15 protein-coding genes are annotated in these 17016 nt (G+C 53.5%); 7 read left to right on the forward strand and 8 right to left on the reverse strand.

Annotated elements, in window-relative coordinates:
* Nucleotides 1–18 precede the first annotated feature (18 nt).
* The 3 genes from GGE33_RS14760 to GGE33_RS14770 are packed head-to-tail and all read right to left on the reverse strand — an operon-like array spanning nt 19 to nt 3193.
* Entirely contained in the window at nt 19–1278 is a 1260-nt protein-coding gene (locus tag GGE33_RS14760) for an ABC transporter substrate-binding protein (protein WP_183824277.1), read from the reverse strand.
* A gap of 32 nt (nt 1279–1310) precedes the next feature.
* Nucleotides 1311–2477, reverse strand: coding sequence for a PLP-dependent transferase (locus GGE33_RS14765; RefSeq protein WP_183824279.1), 1167 nt, complete (start codon nt 2475–2477; stop codon nt 1311–1313).
* The gene (locus tag GGE33_RS14770) at nt 2474–3193 is read right to left on the reverse strand and encodes a FadR/GntR family transcriptional regulator (RefSeq protein ID WP_183824283.1); all 720 of its coding nucleotides are present in this window, start codon (nt 3191–3193) and stop codon (nt 2474–2476) included. Before GGE33_RS14770 ends, GGE33_RS14765 begins: the two co-directional genes overlap by 4 nt.
* A gap of 1129 nt (nt 3194–4322) precedes the next feature.
* On the opposite strand from GGE33_RS14770, the gene GGE33_RS14775 reads away from it, so the two are divergent.
* Nucleotides 4323–5558 (forward strand): hypothetical protein, encoded by a 1236-nt coding sequence (locus GGE33_RS14775; RefSeq protein ID WP_183824286.1) that lies wholly within the window; start codon nt 4323–4325, stop codon nt 5556–5558.
* Between the two features lie 184 nt (nt 5559–5742).
* Complete coding sequence (locus GGE33_RS14780; protein WP_183824290.1) at nt 5743–6111, forward strand: hypothetical protein; 369 nt, start codon at nt 5743–5745, stop codon at nt 6109–6111.
* A 495-nt stretch (nt 6112–6606) separates the two neighbouring features.
* Here the strand turns inward: GGE33_RS14780 and GGE33_RS14785 are convergent, their stop codons facing one another.
* Nucleotides 6607–6963, reverse strand: coding sequence for a hypothetical protein (locus GGE33_RS14785; protein WP_183824293.1), 357 nt, complete (start codon nt 6961–6963; stop codon nt 6607–6609).
* A 337-nt stretch (nt 6964–7300) separates the two neighbouring features.
* Complete coding sequence (locus GGE33_RS14790; protein WP_183824295.1) at nt 7301–8428, reverse strand: HNH endonuclease; 1128 nt, start codon at nt 8426–8428, stop codon at nt 7301–7303.
* A 211-nt stretch (nt 8429–8639) separates the two neighbouring features.
* On the opposite strand from GGE33_RS14790, the gene GGE33_RS14795 reads away from it, so the two are divergent.
* Complete coding sequence (locus GGE33_RS14795) at nt 8640–9971, forward strand: PDDEXK-like family protein (RefSeq protein WP_246436115.1); 1332 nt, start codon at nt 8640–8642, stop codon at nt 9969–9971.
* A gap of 217 nt (nt 9972–10188) precedes the next feature.
* On the opposite strand, the gene GGE33_RS14800 is transcribed toward GGE33_RS14795, so the two are convergent.
* Nucleotides 10189–10863, reverse strand: a complete 675-nt coding sequence (locus GGE33_RS14800; RefSeq protein WP_183824298.1) for a TadE/TadG family type IV pilus assembly protein — start codon at nt 10861–10863, stop codon at nt 10189–10191.
* 280 nt (nt 10864–11143) lie between these two features.
* Between GGE33_RS14800 and GGE33_RS14805 the strand changes: the two genes are divergently transcribed.
* The 3 genes from GGE33_RS14805 to GGE33_RS14815 all read left to right on the forward strand — a co-directional run bounded on the left by GGE33_RS14805 (nt 11144) and on the right by GGE33_RS14815 (nt 13512).
* Nucleotides 11144–11536 (forward strand): hypothetical protein, encoded by a 393-nt coding sequence (locus tag GGE33_RS14805; RefSeq protein ID WP_183824301.1) that lies wholly within the window; start codon nt 11144–11146, stop codon nt 11534–11536.
* A gap of 219 nt (nt 11537–11755) precedes the next feature.
* Nucleotides 11756–12010, forward strand: coding sequence for a hypothetical protein (locus GGE33_RS14810; protein ID WP_183824304.1), 255 nt, complete (start codon nt 11756–11758; stop codon nt 12008–12010).
* A 311-nt stretch (nt 12011–12321) separates the two neighbouring features.
* The gene (locus tag GGE33_RS14815) at nt 12322–13512 is read left to right on the forward strand and encodes a hypothetical protein (RefSeq protein ID WP_183824307.1); all 1191 of its coding nucleotides are present in this window, start codon (nt 12322–12324) and stop codon (nt 13510–13512) included.
* Between the two features lie 45 nt (nt 13513–13557).
* On the opposite strand, the gene GGE33_RS14820 is transcribed toward GGE33_RS14815, so the two are convergent.
* Together GGE33_RS14820 and GGE33_RS14825 are read right to left on the reverse strand one after the other, a co-directional pair.
* Nucleotides 13558–13872 (reverse strand): helix-turn-helix transcriptional regulator, encoded by a 315-nt coding sequence (locus GGE33_RS14820; protein WP_183824310.1) that lies wholly within the window; start codon nt 13870–13872, stop codon nt 13558–13560.
* 177 nt (nt 13873–14049) lie between these two features.
* Complete coding sequence (locus GGE33_RS14825; protein WP_183824313.1) at nt 14050–14622, reverse strand: hypothetical protein; 573 nt, start codon at nt 14620–14622, stop codon at nt 14050–14052.
* Nucleotides 14623–15507: 885 nt separating this feature from the next.
* Here GGE33_RS14825 and GGE33_RS14830 point away from each other — a divergent pair.
* Nucleotides 15508–16284: a hypothetical protein gene (locus GGE33_RS14830; protein WP_183824316.1), complete on the forward strand. Its 777-nt coding sequence runs from the start codon at nt 15508–15510 to the stop codon at nt 16282–16284.
* Nucleotides 16285–17016 lie beyond the last annotated feature (732 nt).

Consider the following 17016-nt stretch of genomic DNA (forward strand, 5'->3'; position numbering starts at 1 on the left):
GCACCGCCACGGCGTCGATTACTTCTTGGAGAGGTTCTTCTGCTGTGCCTTGGTCAGATAGGCCGCCCATTCATCGGCCAGTTCTTGTGGCGTGATGTCGCCAAGCAGAGCCTGCTGCGAGGTTTTAATGGCGAGCGAATCCTTGAAGAAGGCGAATTCCTCGAGGAAGGTCGGCATTACGGTCGGAACGGTGTCCTTGTCTGCCAGTTCCTCGAACCAGCCCTTGAACTGGTCACCGGCGTAGAACGGATCCTTTTCTGCCGCCGTATAGGCCGGCAGCGCTCCGATCTTCTTGTTCCACTCGATATTGCCTTCCGGGCTCTGCAGCGTTTCGATCAGCTTCCAGGACAGGTCCTTGTTTTCGCTCTTGGCAAACATCGACCAGCCGGCATAACCGATCGTCGGGAAGGATTTGCCAGTCGGGCCCTTGGGCAGCGGCGCAACGCCGAAATCTTCCGGCTTCATGCGCTCGGCAACCGCGATCAGCGCATCCGGGTCCTGATCGAGGAAGGCGCAGGTGCCGGAATAAAAGCCGGCGACGACCTCGTTAAAGCCCCAGTTGACGCTGTCCTTCGGTGCCAGGCCCTTCTTGTAGAGATCGACCATCCACTCGATACCCTTTGCCCAGCCTTGGCCGTTCATGGTCGAGGTGCCATCTTCCGTGAAATATTTGTTGTCGCCGGCCATCGAGGCGGCAAAGATCATCCAGCCATTGAGGCCACCCGGGCCGCCACGCATGCAATAGCCGTATTTGCCCGGAAGCTTGGAGACGGCTTCGGACGCCTTGGTGAACTCGTCCATGGTCTTCGGCGGCGCGGAAACGCCGGCCTGTTCAAGCAGCTTCTTGTTGTAGAACATCGCCCGCAGATAAAAGCCGTAGGGCAGCATATAGGCGGTGTCCTTGACGTCACGGCCAAGCTCCAGCGCGCGCGGCGTTAGTTCCTTGGTGTGCGGCCATTTTTCCAGATAGGGCTCGAGGCTTTCGAGCATGCCATTGTTGCCATAGAGAGAAAGCCAGGTATCCGGCATTTCCATCACATCCGGTGTATCGCCCGCAGACACCATGGTCGCGAATTTCTGGAAGGCCTCGTTCCAGGGCAGAGAGATGATTTCCACCTTGGTGCCGGGATTGGCGGCTTCGAACTTGCCGACCAGTGATTTCAGCGTCTGCGTGCGTTCCGGGCTGGTGATGACTTCCACCAGCTTCAATGTCGTGTCGGCCAATGCGCTGCTTGCCATCAGAGTGGCGAAAATTGCAGTCGTTATGATTGTTTTCATTGTCCTGCTCCCAGTTGTCTTGGTTTCATGCGTTATGAGGCGACAGCGATTGCCTCCTGAAGATCGCTCCACAAAGCCTCGGTTCCCTCAAGGCCGACATGGAGGCGTACGGACCGCGCATGGATGCCGAACGTATGCGCGGAATTGGGCTGGGCCTTCTGCTGCAGCACCACTTCGCCCGGAACGATCAGACTTTCGTGGCCACCCCAGCTAACGCCGAGCTTGAAGAGTTTCAGATGATCGGCAAAGGCGCGGATATCGACACCTTCCTTGAAGATGAAGGAGAACAGGCCCGACGTGCCGTGAAGACCTGCCGGCAGTCGGTTTGCCAGACCCGGATGGCAGACGGTTTCCACCACGTCGAGTTCGCTCAATCGCCGCGCGATGGTGAGCGCCGCATCCTGATGCGCCTTCATGCGCAAGGGCAGCGTGCGCATGCCGCGGATCAACAGCCAGGCATCGAAGGGCGAAAGCTTTCCGCCGAGATAGGGATAGGCCTCCGCCTTCACCCGCGCGATCATTTCCTTCGATCCGGCAACCACACCGGCGACGACATCGCTATGGCCACCGAGATATTTGGAGGCCGAATGGATGACGAGATCCACGCCGAGTGTGATCGGCCGCTGGAAGAACGGGCTTGCCCAGCTGTTGTCGATCATCGACACGACGCCGTGCTTTTTCGCCAAGGCCGCCAGTGTGCCGACATCATGCGCTTCCATCACCCAGCTTGTCGGGCTTTCCAGATAGAGAACCTTGGCCCCCGGCAACGCCTTTGCGACTGCTTCTTCGTCGCGGCCGTCGACATAGGTGACCTCTACCTTCATGCGTTTCAGCAGCGTGCCGAACAGGCGGAATGCGTCGGGATAGACATGCTTGACCGCAACGATGCGGTCACCCGGTTCGACAAAGCTCAGGACAGACGACGAGATCGCCGACATGCCGCTGGCAAAACCGAGCGCATCTTCGGCACCTTCGAGCTTGGCCAGCATTTCCTCGAACATGCGCACCGTCGGATTGAGGCCGCGCGTATAGATCGGCCGCACCTTTTCGCCGCGGTAGGAAGCGATCATCTCGTCATAGTCGGAAAAGGTGAAGAGCGAGGTCTGGAAGATCGGCGGCACGACCGCATCGGCGAAATTTCCGTCGTCATGGGCGGTAATCAGCGAGGCGAATTGCGACGGATCGAACATTTCGTTCATTGGGACATTTCCTTGATGTCTTCCTCGACGACGGCGAGGATCTTCAATGTCTCGCGCCTTGCACCCTCGGGATCTTGGGCGGCGATGGCGTCGAAAAGCGTGCGGTGAAACGGAAAGGAGCGTCGGGCAAAATCCTTGCGATCGAAGGGTGAAGCCCAGAAATGCTCGAAACTCTCGCGCATCTGCTCGAGTATCTGCCGGAACAGCGGATTATGCGTGGCGTCATAAACGGCGAGATGGAAGGCAAGGTCTTCCGGGCCGGACGAGCCCTTTTCCAGATGCACGGTCTCCATCGTCACCAGCTTGTCCTCGATGATCACAAGATCATCAGCGGTGCGCATCTGCGCGGCCACCATGCCGGCCTCGCATTCGATGCCCCGGCGTACTTGCAGCGTCTGCAAAAGCACGTCACGCAGGCGTGTCGTGTCCAGCGACAGCGGCAGATGCACGGTATCGGGAGAAATCGGCCGCAGCAAATAGGTGCCGCTGCCTTTTCGCGTTTCGATGACGCCGAGCGCCTGAAAGTGGCGGATGGCTTCCCGGATCGTCGAGCGGCCGACGGCAAGCGTTGCCATGAGTTCGCGTTCTGCCGGCAGTCGGTCACCGGCCTTGAGCTGAACATCGGCGATATAATGCGCAAGCGCCGAAGTCACCTGCCGGGCGCGATCCAGTGTCGGCAGTGGTTGAAGTGTCGCGGATAACGTCGCTCTCGTCATAACACCATGCAAGCCAAATTGGTCTGACATCATAGCAAAACACGCGACTAAAAGGGTGTCAATCGCTTCTTGTCGTAGTAATGTCCGGTTGGTTTTTACCCGAAGTCGGCTTGGCACCGGCACCATGTTCGCCTAGCTTGCGGACAGCACTCTGAAATCGCCCATTTTGGGCGACTTAAAGAGAATCCTTGTAGGTTTGGCGAATTGGAAAAAATTCGCCCAGCGTCGAGCCACTCTTCGATCTTCATGGACCGACTTCTCTATTGAAGTCCCGCGATCTTTCACTATCGACACGATGGCAAGTGCCCTATTGCCGTATTGCCGCCGACGCAAATCCGTGAGGTAATGGAGGCCAGCGCGATTGGTTCAATCAAAATATGAGCCTACCCAACTACAGGGCACCGAATGGCAAACGTATAGTCGGCACGGCAGAAACCGTTCTCGCAACAGCGTGGATTTCATATATCGATCCAGAGACTGCAGACCCTGAGTACGATGGAGGTACGAAGGTTTATTGGGACACCCAAGAGACCCTCACCCGTGACGGAAAAGTCCTATTGGTCTGCTCCGACGGACAGGAGTGGACCTTTGATCAACTGATATCCGTTGAGCCGCTTGATGCTTAGTTGTTGCCTCGACGGAACCGGCGGTCACGCGAACCATTTACACGCGTGGTCACTTAGACAAGCTCTTTTGGTTCGCCCACAGAATCCGCCTTCGCCTGCCACAATTCCCTCTTGTTACGACCACTTTCCAATAACTTGGCCTTTTTGATCACTTTTCCGTGGCGCTGCGCGACATTGTGATCCGAGAATACTCTAGGTTTTGATAGCCGCCTCGCAAACCATTTTCACGCGTACTCTTAGACCATGAGGTGTCGCCAAAATGAGAGAGAGTGACTGAGGGATTGCTGGAGCGTCAATTTTGAAGCTGTAACCGCAGGCGGTGACGAAGCCGTCATCGGGCGCAGTTTCGCGAAAGCTGCGGTAGGAAAGACGCTTCCATTGTCGACCATCAAGCGAGTTCGGGATCAGTAGTTCGCCGGTAGCTGCGACCGCAGGCCTGCTCTCTTCAACCGCAGCCGACTCACGTAGCCTTACTGCTCGCTTGACAGACAACAGGATCACCCATGACCAGGCAGCATGCGACACCGCTTATAATCTCCGCCAACGGTGCGACGGTGTCATCGGCGGCGCCGCTCGGCCTGGCACTTGGCGGACATGGTATGAGCGAGGCCGATATACAGGAACTCGTCCATCGCTACCCTTCGTGCCTGCCCATCAGCGAAATCGATCCTATGTTCGCGGGGGCGATCGCGATTTGCCGCGAGCTCGCGACCCCAGCGGGGCCGATCGACAATTTCTTGGTGACCCCCTCGGGACTACCCGTTCTTGTGGAGTGCAAGCTCTGGCGCAATCCCGAGGGTCGGCGCGAGGTGATCGGGCAGATCCTCGACTATTCGAAAGAGCTGACGAGATGGTCATCGTCCGACTTGCAGCGCGAGGCCAGCAAACGGACGGGACGCAAGGGCAACGTTGTGCTGGATCTGGTACGGGAGGCTGGTCACGAAGTTGATGAGATCTCGTTCAACGACGCCTTGACCTTCAATCTGCGCAGGGGCCGCTTCCTTCTCCTCATCGTCGGAGACGGCATCCGTGAGGGTGTGGAATCGATCGCTGAATACCTTCAGGCACACGCGGGTCTCCACTTCACACTTGGTCTGGTGGAAATGCCTATCTATTTGACACCGTCCGGAGAGAAACTGGTTGTACCACGGGTGCTGGCAAGGACCCAGATGATCACTCGAACAGTCGTGAGCCTTCCAGACGGGATGGTTCTCGCCGATGCTGACGACGAAGAGGGAGATAACGGTTTCAATCCGCCCGAGACGCAGGAACGGAGGGAAATCCGGGAACGACGCCGGGAAATCCGGCATTCGTTTTGGACTGACTTCCTGGACGGCCTGAAACTCGATGACCCCGAACAAATGTTGCCTTCCCCCTCGCTAGGAGGGCACATCGTCTTCAAACTCGGCGCACCAGGCGGGTCAAGTTGGATAACTGTATACCGCGATGTACGCTTCAATGCGGTTGGGCTTACTCTGTCCTCGAACGTCAACTCACCAGGCGAACGTGCATCCCAAATGCTATCCGAGCAGGCGACGGAAATCGCGCGGGAATTGCCCGGCGCCACTGTCGATTTCACCGAGGATCGCCCAGACATCTCGCAAAGGCTGGTCCTGCGAGATCTCAACGATGTCGGCGAGCGGGAAAAAGCGATTAGTTGGCTTCGAGAACGAATTAATGCGTTCGTGAATTGTTTGAGGCCACGCGTCCGCTCCGCATTGAGCGAGCTGGATCGATAACGGTGCTCACCAGCAGACTCTATCTCGATATGCGTTGAACGCCAACCCGGGACTTGTGATCGTCGGAACACCACGGGCATTTGTCTCGCCAAACATCGCCTCCCCAGAGCCACGCCGACCTAATCATCTTGCGCCGACGAGAATTCGACTTCACACTCTTCATGGATACCACTGGACCAGATCCATGACGGCAACAGAACCGAAAGTTGTAACGAGCACTCCGCCCCGGCTTTCGCCGACTACACTCCACACCCTCATAGAGCGCGGCTTTTCGGAAACATTTGGAATACAGCTATATCTGGGCAGCGTATTCCATGAACCAGAGATGTACTCTTTTGATAATGAGGACAACCGGATTTGGGGTGCAACGGTGATGCATCCCTGTCGCATCCAACTCTCGGAAGGTGGGCAACCTACGTTTTGCTACGCGAGCGCATGGATGAACAACGCCCTGTTCCGGCTTGTCTGCGTTGGCGAGGAAAAGCCTCCACACGTTGAGCAACGTCAGCAGTTCGGTGGCGTGATGGCCACCACGAGATGCGCCGCCCTCTGATCCTACCGACCGAGGTGGCGATTAATCAAAAGCGCATACCAGATGCTGGGCGTGGGTCAGGCATCAATTCTCTCGTCGCCTGCTGCAATCCCTCCTGACCCGACAATCCATTTCGTGGTCCCCGATGGGCAATTTGCGCCGACAGACTTTCGGAACCACAATCATTTTTATGCAGATTTTGATCGTGGCAACGCATTTCAGTGAGATGAAGAAAAGGATGACTATGACTGAGTTGATGGATAGGAAATTACTGGATGCTATGCTGAACAGCGAAAAACGTGGAGACTATCGAACCCTGAGGTCTCACGTCCTTTACAAGGGCGCAATTGTCGCCGACAGCAAGGATAACGATGTCGTTCGTGATTTTGCGCATCTAATGGTTAGAGCGTCGAGAGCTTGGCGTATCGAAATGCGAGACGGCGAAGGTTCGTTACTAGACCCGCTAAACGCGCAGAATATACGTTGGGGTCTAGTACCATGTCCTCCGGTTGTGCCTTAGCTGTTGTCGTAGTCTTCAGACTTCGCGGCCGCTAGGTCGAATGCATCAATACCATTATCGAACAATTCATCGTGCATGTACGTACCGGCCCCGATGACCATGTACGGTGCCGCCTGACCAACTGGTCTGATCACGTGGTGTTTATTTTCCTGCCCGTAAGATTGAATTATTTCGGTGTCGATAATTACGGTATCGTCAGACAGTTCGTAGCCGACCAGATGCTTCGGGCGCGTCCTGAACCATTCCCTCATTTGACTGCAGTTCGGAAATGCGCCGTCATATTTGACGTCATTCACGAACAACCAAAGGCCAATCCCAACTTCACGAGGTAATCGATAAATCTTCAATCCCAAGCTCGGCTCCTATTCAGCATTAGTTAGGCATCTGAACCTTGATGACGCCTCACGAGCTTTGTTATATATCCCGACTAAGTTCACATCAGGTAACATCTCAGCCGCAGCCAATAGATAATTTTGATGCCAGCAACGCGGTGTATCGTCGCACGACCACAACGCGCTAATGCGGATGAGCAAGCATGATCAAACAAGACCATGCTGAAGCCGTGGATGCTGGCAACAGAATGCCGACTAGCGGGAACTTGAACCGCTCGATCGGATGACTTGACCCACACCAGGCAATCGCAATGCCCTGCTGAGTCCACTAGATCTTGGGGGCTCATTTAGTACCAAACTAACCACGATCCCTAAAAGGATGATCAATGAGCCGGTCGACCTTCTTCAGAAGGCCGTCTCGCTTCATCTCCCGTTCAATGCCAAAATGAAGCTCTCGATGACAGTCGGGGCAGAGCGCGACAGCGTTGTCAATTGTATCGGGACCACCTTCGGCAAGTGGACGTAGATGATGGACCTCTAAATATCGTTCGTCTTTCTCACTAATAAATGGCCCCTCTTTCGAGCACGCCTCACAATGGCCGGTAGCTTTCTCCAAAACCCACGCAACAATTGCGGGACTTCTTTGGTACCGGAAGATCACAGATTTCACTATTGTTGGCCTAGCTCGTCCGGACGGCGGCTCATCTAGGCCCTTTCCCTGGGCCTTAAGCCGCTTTCTTTCAAACTCAACTCTCGCTTTGAATAGTGTGGCGTCATCGGTAGGAAGGTTGTTCCGTACGAAACGAACCTTCTGCTCTTTTGAGTTCCAGAACGCTTCAAAGCCATTTGAGAGCCAATGCCTACGCCTGCTCCAATGGAAGCCCTGGGCATTTGCCCAGAATTGTGGCGATGCTGCACTCTTGGGAAGCTCGCCTACCATCTCGCCTATTTCTTCTAACGAAAGCGAAACGATGTCCGTCTGCACAGATGCGAGATAGACTCCGAGAGGGGAGTATTTTGTCTCGTTTGCAGAATAGGCTACCGGGCTAAAACCGAGCGCATTTCTTACGTCATCGTCAAGGAGTTTCCCTTCGCCCGGCCATTTGATACCGAACAGAACCTTCCGCGTGGGATTTCCGCCAGCTTTTAAAGTGTCGCGATCAACATCCTTAGTCAACTTGCTTATCTGAATTCTCAATGCTCTCGGGTCCTGAAGACCATCTAGAGATGCCAGGTCGATTTCCAAAACATCTTCGTAAGGCTGGCTTTGTTTCTTCCCTTTGACTAATGCGATCGTTTCGATTTTCATGCCGAATTCGTTGAAGCGCTGAAGCAGTAGCTCTTGCGCAGGCATGTATTGCTTGTTGGCGCGTTTTTTGTCGCCGCCAGTTGACCATTGGCATACTTCGAAACGTCGGCGTCCGCACACCCAATATTCGAACTTAGAATCAATCTCTACGTCATTATTTTGCAGCTTGAAAAACATGTGCACCCCTGAGTTGCGCTGCACTATCTCGCTCAAAGACTGCTTCACGGTTAAGATCGGAGGTGTAAGGGTTGCTAAACGGTGAAATTACCCGCATCGCACTGAAGCAAAAAATGTCCCTAAGACAAGAAGAGGCGTTCCTAGTCAGTCGTTCACGCGATCTTATGTTCGCTTGGCGGAGGGTAATGTTTAAGAGATGAAGGCGAGGCGCTTGAACACAGAGACCATCTCGAATAAATCTCAATCACCGGCCACAACCAGAGCGTCAATGCCAACGCAGCCCTTAACTCACCCATCATCTGATCTCTCAGATTTCATTGACGATTTTTCGAATATGATCCCGCGATTGGCAGCGATGCGAGAAGGCATCGATCTGTACGGGGCAACAGCCTTTTCGCCGTTCGCTATATTCGACCCTGACGAGAATGCGCTTAGCAGGGTGATCGCGGAGCTCCTTGATCCAACCGGCACACACGGACAAGGTCTGCTTTTCTTAAACAGCCTGCTATCTGCGATAGGGGTTCCGCGCCTAAATCGCATGGACTACATCAAGGTTCGACGGGAGGTGCTTACAAGATCAAATCGTCGGGTCGATATTGTGATCGAAACGTCTCTTTACGTAATAGGCATCGAAAATAAGCCGTGGGCCGTCCAACAGAAAAATCAGCTTGAAGACTATCTGACTGAGTTGAAGGCAGACCTTCGGGGAAGAAAGCCGATCCTTGTTTTTGTATCTGATCAAACCGCGAAGACGGCAAGTGATGAAACCATACGGCTACCGTACTACGCCGCGGATCCGAATGAGACTAGCCTTCATGGTCTGCTGAAGAGCTCAGCGTTGGAGATCAAAGCCAATGGACCCAAAGCTTTTGTTGCAGATTTTCTAAATTACATCGAGCATTCATTTGGTGATGCTTACGTGGAGAACGCAAGCGATATGCCGTACATCGACGCCGTTAGTGCTGAGTTCGACCACTTGAATAGACGTAAGGCGATTGCGTCTGTCCTATTGTCTCAAGAAGCCCTGCACTGCAGGATACTCGATGAGATTGGGACATTTATTCTAGGCGAAGTTCAGAAGGGAGCAAATCCCGATTTTGTGGCATCCACGGACTACGAAGGGGTAACACCTACGATGTCGGTGTGCCTTTGGGATCGTTGGATACCATATGGTGTTAGGCGCCCAAGCTGGCCCATTAACTGCCATGTGGCGGTAGAAGTGGACGGTGGCTGGCTGGACAAGATCATCTTCGGAGTTAAGGCTCCCGACGAAGCGAAAATTGCGCTCAAAGAGCGCCACTACGCGTGTCCAGAGCGTCGAAAGCTGGAGAACATGACTGGAGAAATCCCCGGCGGGAAAAAAACACCATTTTGGCCTTGGCGTAAGCAGCTGGTGGATAGCTATTGGGGCCAAGAATATTGCGCTCGTCTGATCCTTGAGAGCCCGTCAGGTCGGGTCGAGGACCATCCTGAGATCCAAGATCTTGCACGCCAGTTCGTAGAGATGGCTGCAGAGGTCGATCGTCTTCTAATGTTGCCCTAGTGGGGAGTAAGGGGCGATCTAGTCGGTCAGCTAACCCCTTCTCGCTAGCCTCGTGAGTACCCGTTAAGAAGGCATTGCAGAAATCGCCATGTTGCTGGACATGCGCTTGCCTTTGATATCGATCGCAAACGGTCGGAAGGTATCTATCTGTAAAGACCACCAATGGTTTTGTCGGCGGAGCCTGTCTCCAGACAAGCATATGTTTGCTCTGCCCCGTTCAGCTGGTGAGCCGCGGCGACGAAACGATCTTGAGGAAAAGAGCATTCATTGCTTCGGAAATACCCTGCGATGGGCTTACCTCAAAGAAGTAACCGGAAGTGGCGCAATCGGCCATTTTGGTCGAAATCTCACTTTGAAACGGCTTGATCCATGAGTTGTACCAGCTGTTTGTCGGCAACGGCAAATAGGTCGTATACAAAACGGCGATCTTGTATCCCTTCTGCTTAAGCGCGGTGCAGGCTTTCACGTCGATCGGCTCTTGGCACCGGCTGCCAGTGAGCATTTTGGTGCAGCCGTTAGGCTTTTTGCTGTCACCAACACCGTCTGACACGAAGAACAAGATCTTTTCCGGGCTCGCAGCGCTTAGGCCGGTCCCGGGCGAACCCATCTTTTCGCCAATGCTCTTAAAGGAAAGATCGAAGTCGGTCTGCTGGTCGTTATTGTAGCCCTGATATGGAATGGACATTAGGTCGATAAGGGAAGCCTTGCCTTTGGCTGCAGCGAGGTCGTCGGTAAGAGAGGCCGCGTCAGCCGCTGCCTGAAGTGTAGCCTTTGCTGTCATCGCATTTGTCAGATCGATCGCGAGCCCCGCCGCACCGATAAGTGGAACCATAAGCAACGCACTTATGATGCCGAAATTTCCTGACCGATCACGAATAAATGTCTGCAACATGTACGCCCTTCCCCCGAAAGTCCCGGTACTTCGGGGAAAAGCCGTGAATTGTTCGATAACTCTGGCGTCAACGCAGATCGAAAGGGCAAGAACTCAACAGGAAGGTAAACGATGTGATCCCAAACATAATTAAGTGGTTATTGCTGATCGATCGGTGGCTGCTTCCGTCACATTGCTGTCTCTGACACAGAGCAATCGCGCTCCCAGCACCACGAACTCGAACCCCATATTGAAATCCGGGTCGCAAATACCGACCTTCAGGGTAACCTTGGAGGCTTGCATGTTTTACGTCCTCATTGCGCTTTGCGTCGTCGTCGCAACGCTTTTTTTCGCACGGCACCACGCGATCAAGACCCGCTTTGTCGAGAAAGAGATCGATAAGGTTATCGCGAGGAAACTCGCGGCGAGCGACTATGCCCTGGAGTTGTCACGCCTCAGGGAAGAGAATGCAGTCATGCGGAATCTTTTGCTGGATCTAATCGAGAACGAAGCCCATATCCCGGTCTCGCAACCGAATGCATCTCAAGCAGACTTAGCTACGTTGAGAAACACCAAAATTCAGCGGTACCGCGAGATATTGGCGGAAAGCTTGCATTTTCTTCAGCAGCATAACGGACAGCGCATCCCCGCCCCTGTCGGCTCATATACGTCTGCTAAATCGGAGAAATCGTAGGCCAGGCCTCAGAAACCGACAGGCCCGCAAAGGCTAGATAAAGTCTCTTGTCATAAGGCAACGGCTTTCCTCAAACGACGGATGGGAAGCTCTCTTGATGGCGCGACCTTTGCCTACGATTGGCACATTTCCCGACGAAAAAGAGGTTGATCGGGGCCTTTTCGTAACGTTAGATGCCTTGGCTGCATCCGTTCGGATAGAACTTGTTAGGAATGAGACATGGAAGCTGATCCCAAGATTATCTACTCTCCCCTGTGCACGAAGTTCTCCAAGGACGGTCAGGTTGTTGAAGTGAACATTTTTCGACTGGAGATTGAGACTGGCTGGCATCTAGAGGTCGTGAACGCGCAAAACACATCGACGGTGTGGGACGATCCCTTCGAAACGGATGAGGAAGCGTACGCGGAGTTCCTGTCCACGGTCGAGGAGGAAGGGATGGTCGCATTTGAGGACGTACCGTTGGTAGTTCATTGACGGTATTCGTGTCGGGGCGAACCTGCGGCAAGTTCCACGAACACAAGAATGGCTTGCATTCACGTTATTGAACGCTGTGAAGGCCAATTGTGTCCTGAAATCTTCTAGTTCATCCCAGCCCGCAAAATCCAAGAAGTCGTGGGGTACGGCGTCCCACCGATCCGCCGTCAGAAGGGTCCCATAGGGCGCCGAGTGTTCTTGGGGCCTCAATCTATCCGACCACCAGACGCCCTGAGTAACTTTAGGGGCCCCCCCTTGACGTGGGACCGTTTCGGCACAACCATTTTGCCATCTCAACTGGCTCCCCCTTCATGCACCCCACTATTCTTAACGATTCATCTGGTGATGGATACTCGCTAAATCTCGTCGCATTCAATGACTCAACAACACTGCCACCGATGCCCGCAGGCCAAGGCTACATCTCGCAAAACGTACTGTTTGGTCCGGACGCCGCCGTCGAGGTGAAGAACGGCAAGATAACCCTCTATATGATGGGTGAAATCACGCTGAATTCCGCCTTTCACAAATTCGTTCGCCGTCAGGAACGCGCGGTTCTCACAGCGGCGGAAAAATTGGCAACGAACGTCTCAGACATCGTCGTCTTCATCGGCAAGTGGTACCATGTTGACTACGATATAAATCCCTTGTTTCGACCTTACATCATCCGTATCGACCGCTCTAACGGGCAGACGGAGGTGCAACCTTCAAAAGCGAACATTTTCTGGACCGACGAAGAGAATGAATACCTCGCGTACGAGGAAATCGAAGCGGAGAAATTAGCGAGCGGACCGGCTGATGTCTTTCGGGCTGAATCCGAGCGTGCCATCCGCCGCTTCATGAGCTACCCCTTCACAAGTGGCTTTTATTCATGGAGCGGCTTCCTTTGGCACCCAACTGTCGCGGGATACCCCGTGGTTTATGTTCCGTTGGGCGGGGTTATCAGCCACCGAAAAAAGCACCTTTGGAAAGGCGGCGACCAGAACGACCAGTACCTGAAGACATATAGGGCAGTGGACACCGCTCTCGGCGACTTCAAATCCGTTCTTAGCGGCGACCTAGATATACCCGTATCGACTGCCTTCTCACAGTTGCAGGTCGCAATCAAAGCAATGCCGAACGAAGAGGACCGAGCGGACATGCATGATTACGTAATTGCTTTGCTCGGCGACCAGCGCTTCGATGAGACCACCGGAAGCCTCAAAGAGAAAATCGAGCTCCCGTTAGGAGAGAGCATCACTCTCAAAGAAATCCAGGTGCAGACAAAAGCAAAGGGTTACTGGATAATCCAGCGTGACGATGACCGGCCAGGTGAACTGCAAAGTTACTGCGCCTTCCTGTATGGTCGTCATCAGGAGGATCAAGATATCCTCTTACACCGCTGCTCCCCTGTTTGCATTGAAGGTTTTGATGAAGGGTGTAGCTATGCCAGCGACTGGATTTCATCCGAATACGGGCAGTTCAGGTACGTTGCATTCGGACCGGAACGTGCGCTGTCCTGGTAACATTTTCCGCGTCATGGCCCTCAGATAGAGATCGCCATGCCAAAATCAGTCGTCACCGTCCGGGATGAAAAGTTCATCCCGGACCGACATAACCGGGCCACCAACTGAAGTCGGTCGGTTGAGATGCCTATCTACCAACGCTCGAACGTCACCGCCTATACGCCTCGGAACCAATATCAATTCGGCATCCAGCGCAGCGCATATCGCGTTCAATGTCGCTGTTTCTGGATTTGCCTTGCCTGCCTCAATTGTGGAAACTTTCCCTTGAGAAATACCTGCAAGGTCCGCTAGCTTTGCCTGGCTCATATCCGCCGCTTCACGCACAATGCGAAACCTGCTGAAGTCGACACCGAAAATCATTGCAGCCTTCCCGATCGATTATTCCGCTTAAGGTATAATCCATCTCATTCATACCTTAAACGGAATAATCGATCGTACTGTGCATTTGATAATCGAAGTAGGTCAACGACTGTCATCTGAACCGTTTCAATCACCGCCTGATGAAATCGGGCCCCCTATCCGCACGATCTTGCCGATCTAGTCAATTTCCCTGTGGTCTGACGCCCACCAGTCAGGCCTTGATATGGAGTTGCAGGCGCCGCGATGATTGAGCCTATTCTGATCCAAGATGTGACAAGTGAACCTATCTTCGAAACAGATACCGGTCAGCTCGCTCAAGCCAAGCAAAGCTACACCATTGCCATTTGTCTCGAAACCCAAGGACGTCTGGTCGAGCGCTTTGAATGTTAGCTCTGCCTCGCTTCGCCGAACCGCTTTTTTGTAGACACTAGCGCCGATCATGACACTCCCCGAAAACAATCGATAGTTCGGACGTGCGCAAATATCACGGTCGGACCGCAAGAATGCCTCGGCCGGTCCACGATCGACTAGGTGCTTGTTTTCAAGCAGTGTCCAGTACGTGAAGGCGGTTGCAAGTGTCAGGTTGGCAAGCAGGGGATCGCTGAAGCTTCGATCTGTAAAGAAGTCACTTTGAGGGACGGTAAGCGCGGTCTCTTTCGTCTGATCGTTCATCTGCCTGACATCAAGCTCATTTTCAGCGACAAAAATGGCGATAGCGGAGATAAAACCATCGGCGGAATACATCTGCATTTTTGCAGGTCTCGATTTCACTGTGAAAAGTGTCACCGCAAAAATCTCACGACACAACCGGCTTAATCGCTGCTCGGGGAATGGGTCCCCGTAATTGGGCGCTGTCGATATCAATTGTTGCGCCGAGAAAAAATCCGATACACACTTTTCTTAGAGCGATTACGGAACGACCTAGTGCCGGAATATTTGCTAGACACATATGCAATGGCGACATTTTGGGTCACAGCACCCACTGAAGAAGAGACAATTCATGAGGTCAAAGGCATTACGAAAGGTCTCGATCTCTACGAGCAAGTCGGGCGCAGAACGTCCGTTATTCTTATCGACGTGAGTTGCTGAGACGACGATCCAGAGGTTGTCGATGTTAGCGGTGACGATGAAACTGGATAACTTGCGTGAATGGATTGCGGAACAGCTGTTATGCAGGTCGGGGCCAAACGATAAATAAGCCCTCATGCGAATGGCCTGCCGAGAGATCGGTTTTTGCCGTTATAGAGACACGCGGGCGCTTCCCTCTGGGGCGAGCGTCCTGAGTGATCTCGACGCCACAAGTTTCCAGAAGCAACGGGGTCGAGGTAGTTTCTTACGCTGCACTTGCTTCCTCCCGCCGCTTCTACCTTGCCCAGCAACGGAGTTTTAACGAGATACAGGACTATCGGCTAGGGTGCGGTCTGGGACCAACACTGATGGATTATTATTGCCCGTCAACCTCGCGTGGTTTTAACATGGTAGTGCCTCCTGACACTCGGTTTTGTGCAGAAATGCAACTAGCTTTTTTCTTTCCGACTCCGAAATCGGACCAGTCATTCGCTGCCCATATCGGCGCAGCCAATAGCGTCGCAAATCCTTAGTAAGTAAGAATTCTTCGTTTGCTAGGACTTCACCATGTCATTTATGAAACGTTTGCTCAAGAGACCGTTCACTTCTGACGCTCTGCATGCAATGGCGGAGCAACACCTGACCAAGCCTCCACTCCCGGATGCGATGTATGAGGCTGCAGCGACAATGGTCGGGAAGAAGGGCGTCTCCCTCCTTGACCACTGGCGCTCAACCTTCTCCATTCAGCTCGATGAGATCGCTAGTCAAAAGACCTGGCAGGCTCAGCGGGCCATGCTGTTGAGGATCGTTCTCGTCGAAGAAGGTTGGAGCGACGTATTTGCTTGCACCAATGATATTCCTTCGCTTGAAGTCTGGGCGCATCTCGTATCCGAGAACGAGACGTTCAAGCAGTTCCCGAAGGAGACTTGGAAGGGCTTGCTGTTGCAGCGGTACATCCTGGCCATCCTGAGCGCAACATGTCTCATGGAAATTGGCATTAAGAACTTCAAAATCGACGGTGTTAAACAGCTCGAAACCCGTCTGCACAGCGAATATTATCGGGAAATCCTCAACCTCGACCTCAAAATCGGTATTGTGATCAGAGAGATGATCGATGGATGCAATAGCGAGGATACGATGAACGTGGCGAGGCTGAAGGATGATGTCATAAATCCAATCATAGCCGATCAATACAAGGTCTTGGCACTGGTTGCTGAGCAGATCGCCAACTCAAAGGTCGACATCGAGACCGTCAAGGGTAAGATGTCCACTCTCGACGCTAAGAAGCGCGAGATCGGGAAAGCTCTGGCAGCCGCACAATCTTCTGCAGCGCAGTATGGTTGACCCCAAGCCAGAGGCAGACCCGCTTGTCCTCTGGAATACTTATGCCGCCGACTACCTCTCCCTCGGTCGCGATGGCGACTAACAACTCGCTGAGGAGTTGGTGGCTGATCTCCTGGTACCGTTTCAGGCATTCGGTTTTGCGTAGAACGGTAAACATCTCCGTCGCATCGGCTACCGCGAACTGGTTTTTCAAGCTGACCTCACTGCATTTCACGCGACGTAAACTGACATGATTCCAGAGCCGCAACTGACCCGCGCCAACTACCTGATTTGCTAAACAAAATCACCCAATCAGATTATCACTCTCAAAAACTATCCCCACATCAGATCGGCGAAGCGCTTGAACCTTGTGATGTCAACGGTTCCGACTAACTTGGCGCTATGCTGAGCTATCATATGGTGAGGTTCTAATGCCCCGGAAGAAAGTTGGCGAACCGGCAACAACCAAGTGGCCAGAGGCGGAGCCCGGGAACTGGAAGGGCGAGTTTGCTAAACGCCCTTCTGGCTCTATTGGCCATCACGTCCAGCCTGGCCCACCACAGATGTCGGTAGAATTCACCTACCTTATATGCGGAGCAGTCGTAATCTCGCCCGCAAAAATGGAGTGGCCCGCAGTAATCTCGTTCTGGGTCCGCACGCCTTTCACCCCGGAAAGAATTGAAGCTGGATTCATTTTTAGGTCTGGAAACATGCCCTCATTCAACCTTGGGCTCGAAGTTACAAGGCCTCAAT

It is taken from the genome of Aliirhizobium cellulosilyticum (genome assembly GCF_014198105.1).
Classification (GTDB): domain Bacteria; phylum Pseudomonadota; class Alphaproteobacteria; order Rhizobiales; family Rhizobiaceae; genus Neorhizobium; species Neorhizobium cellulosilyticum.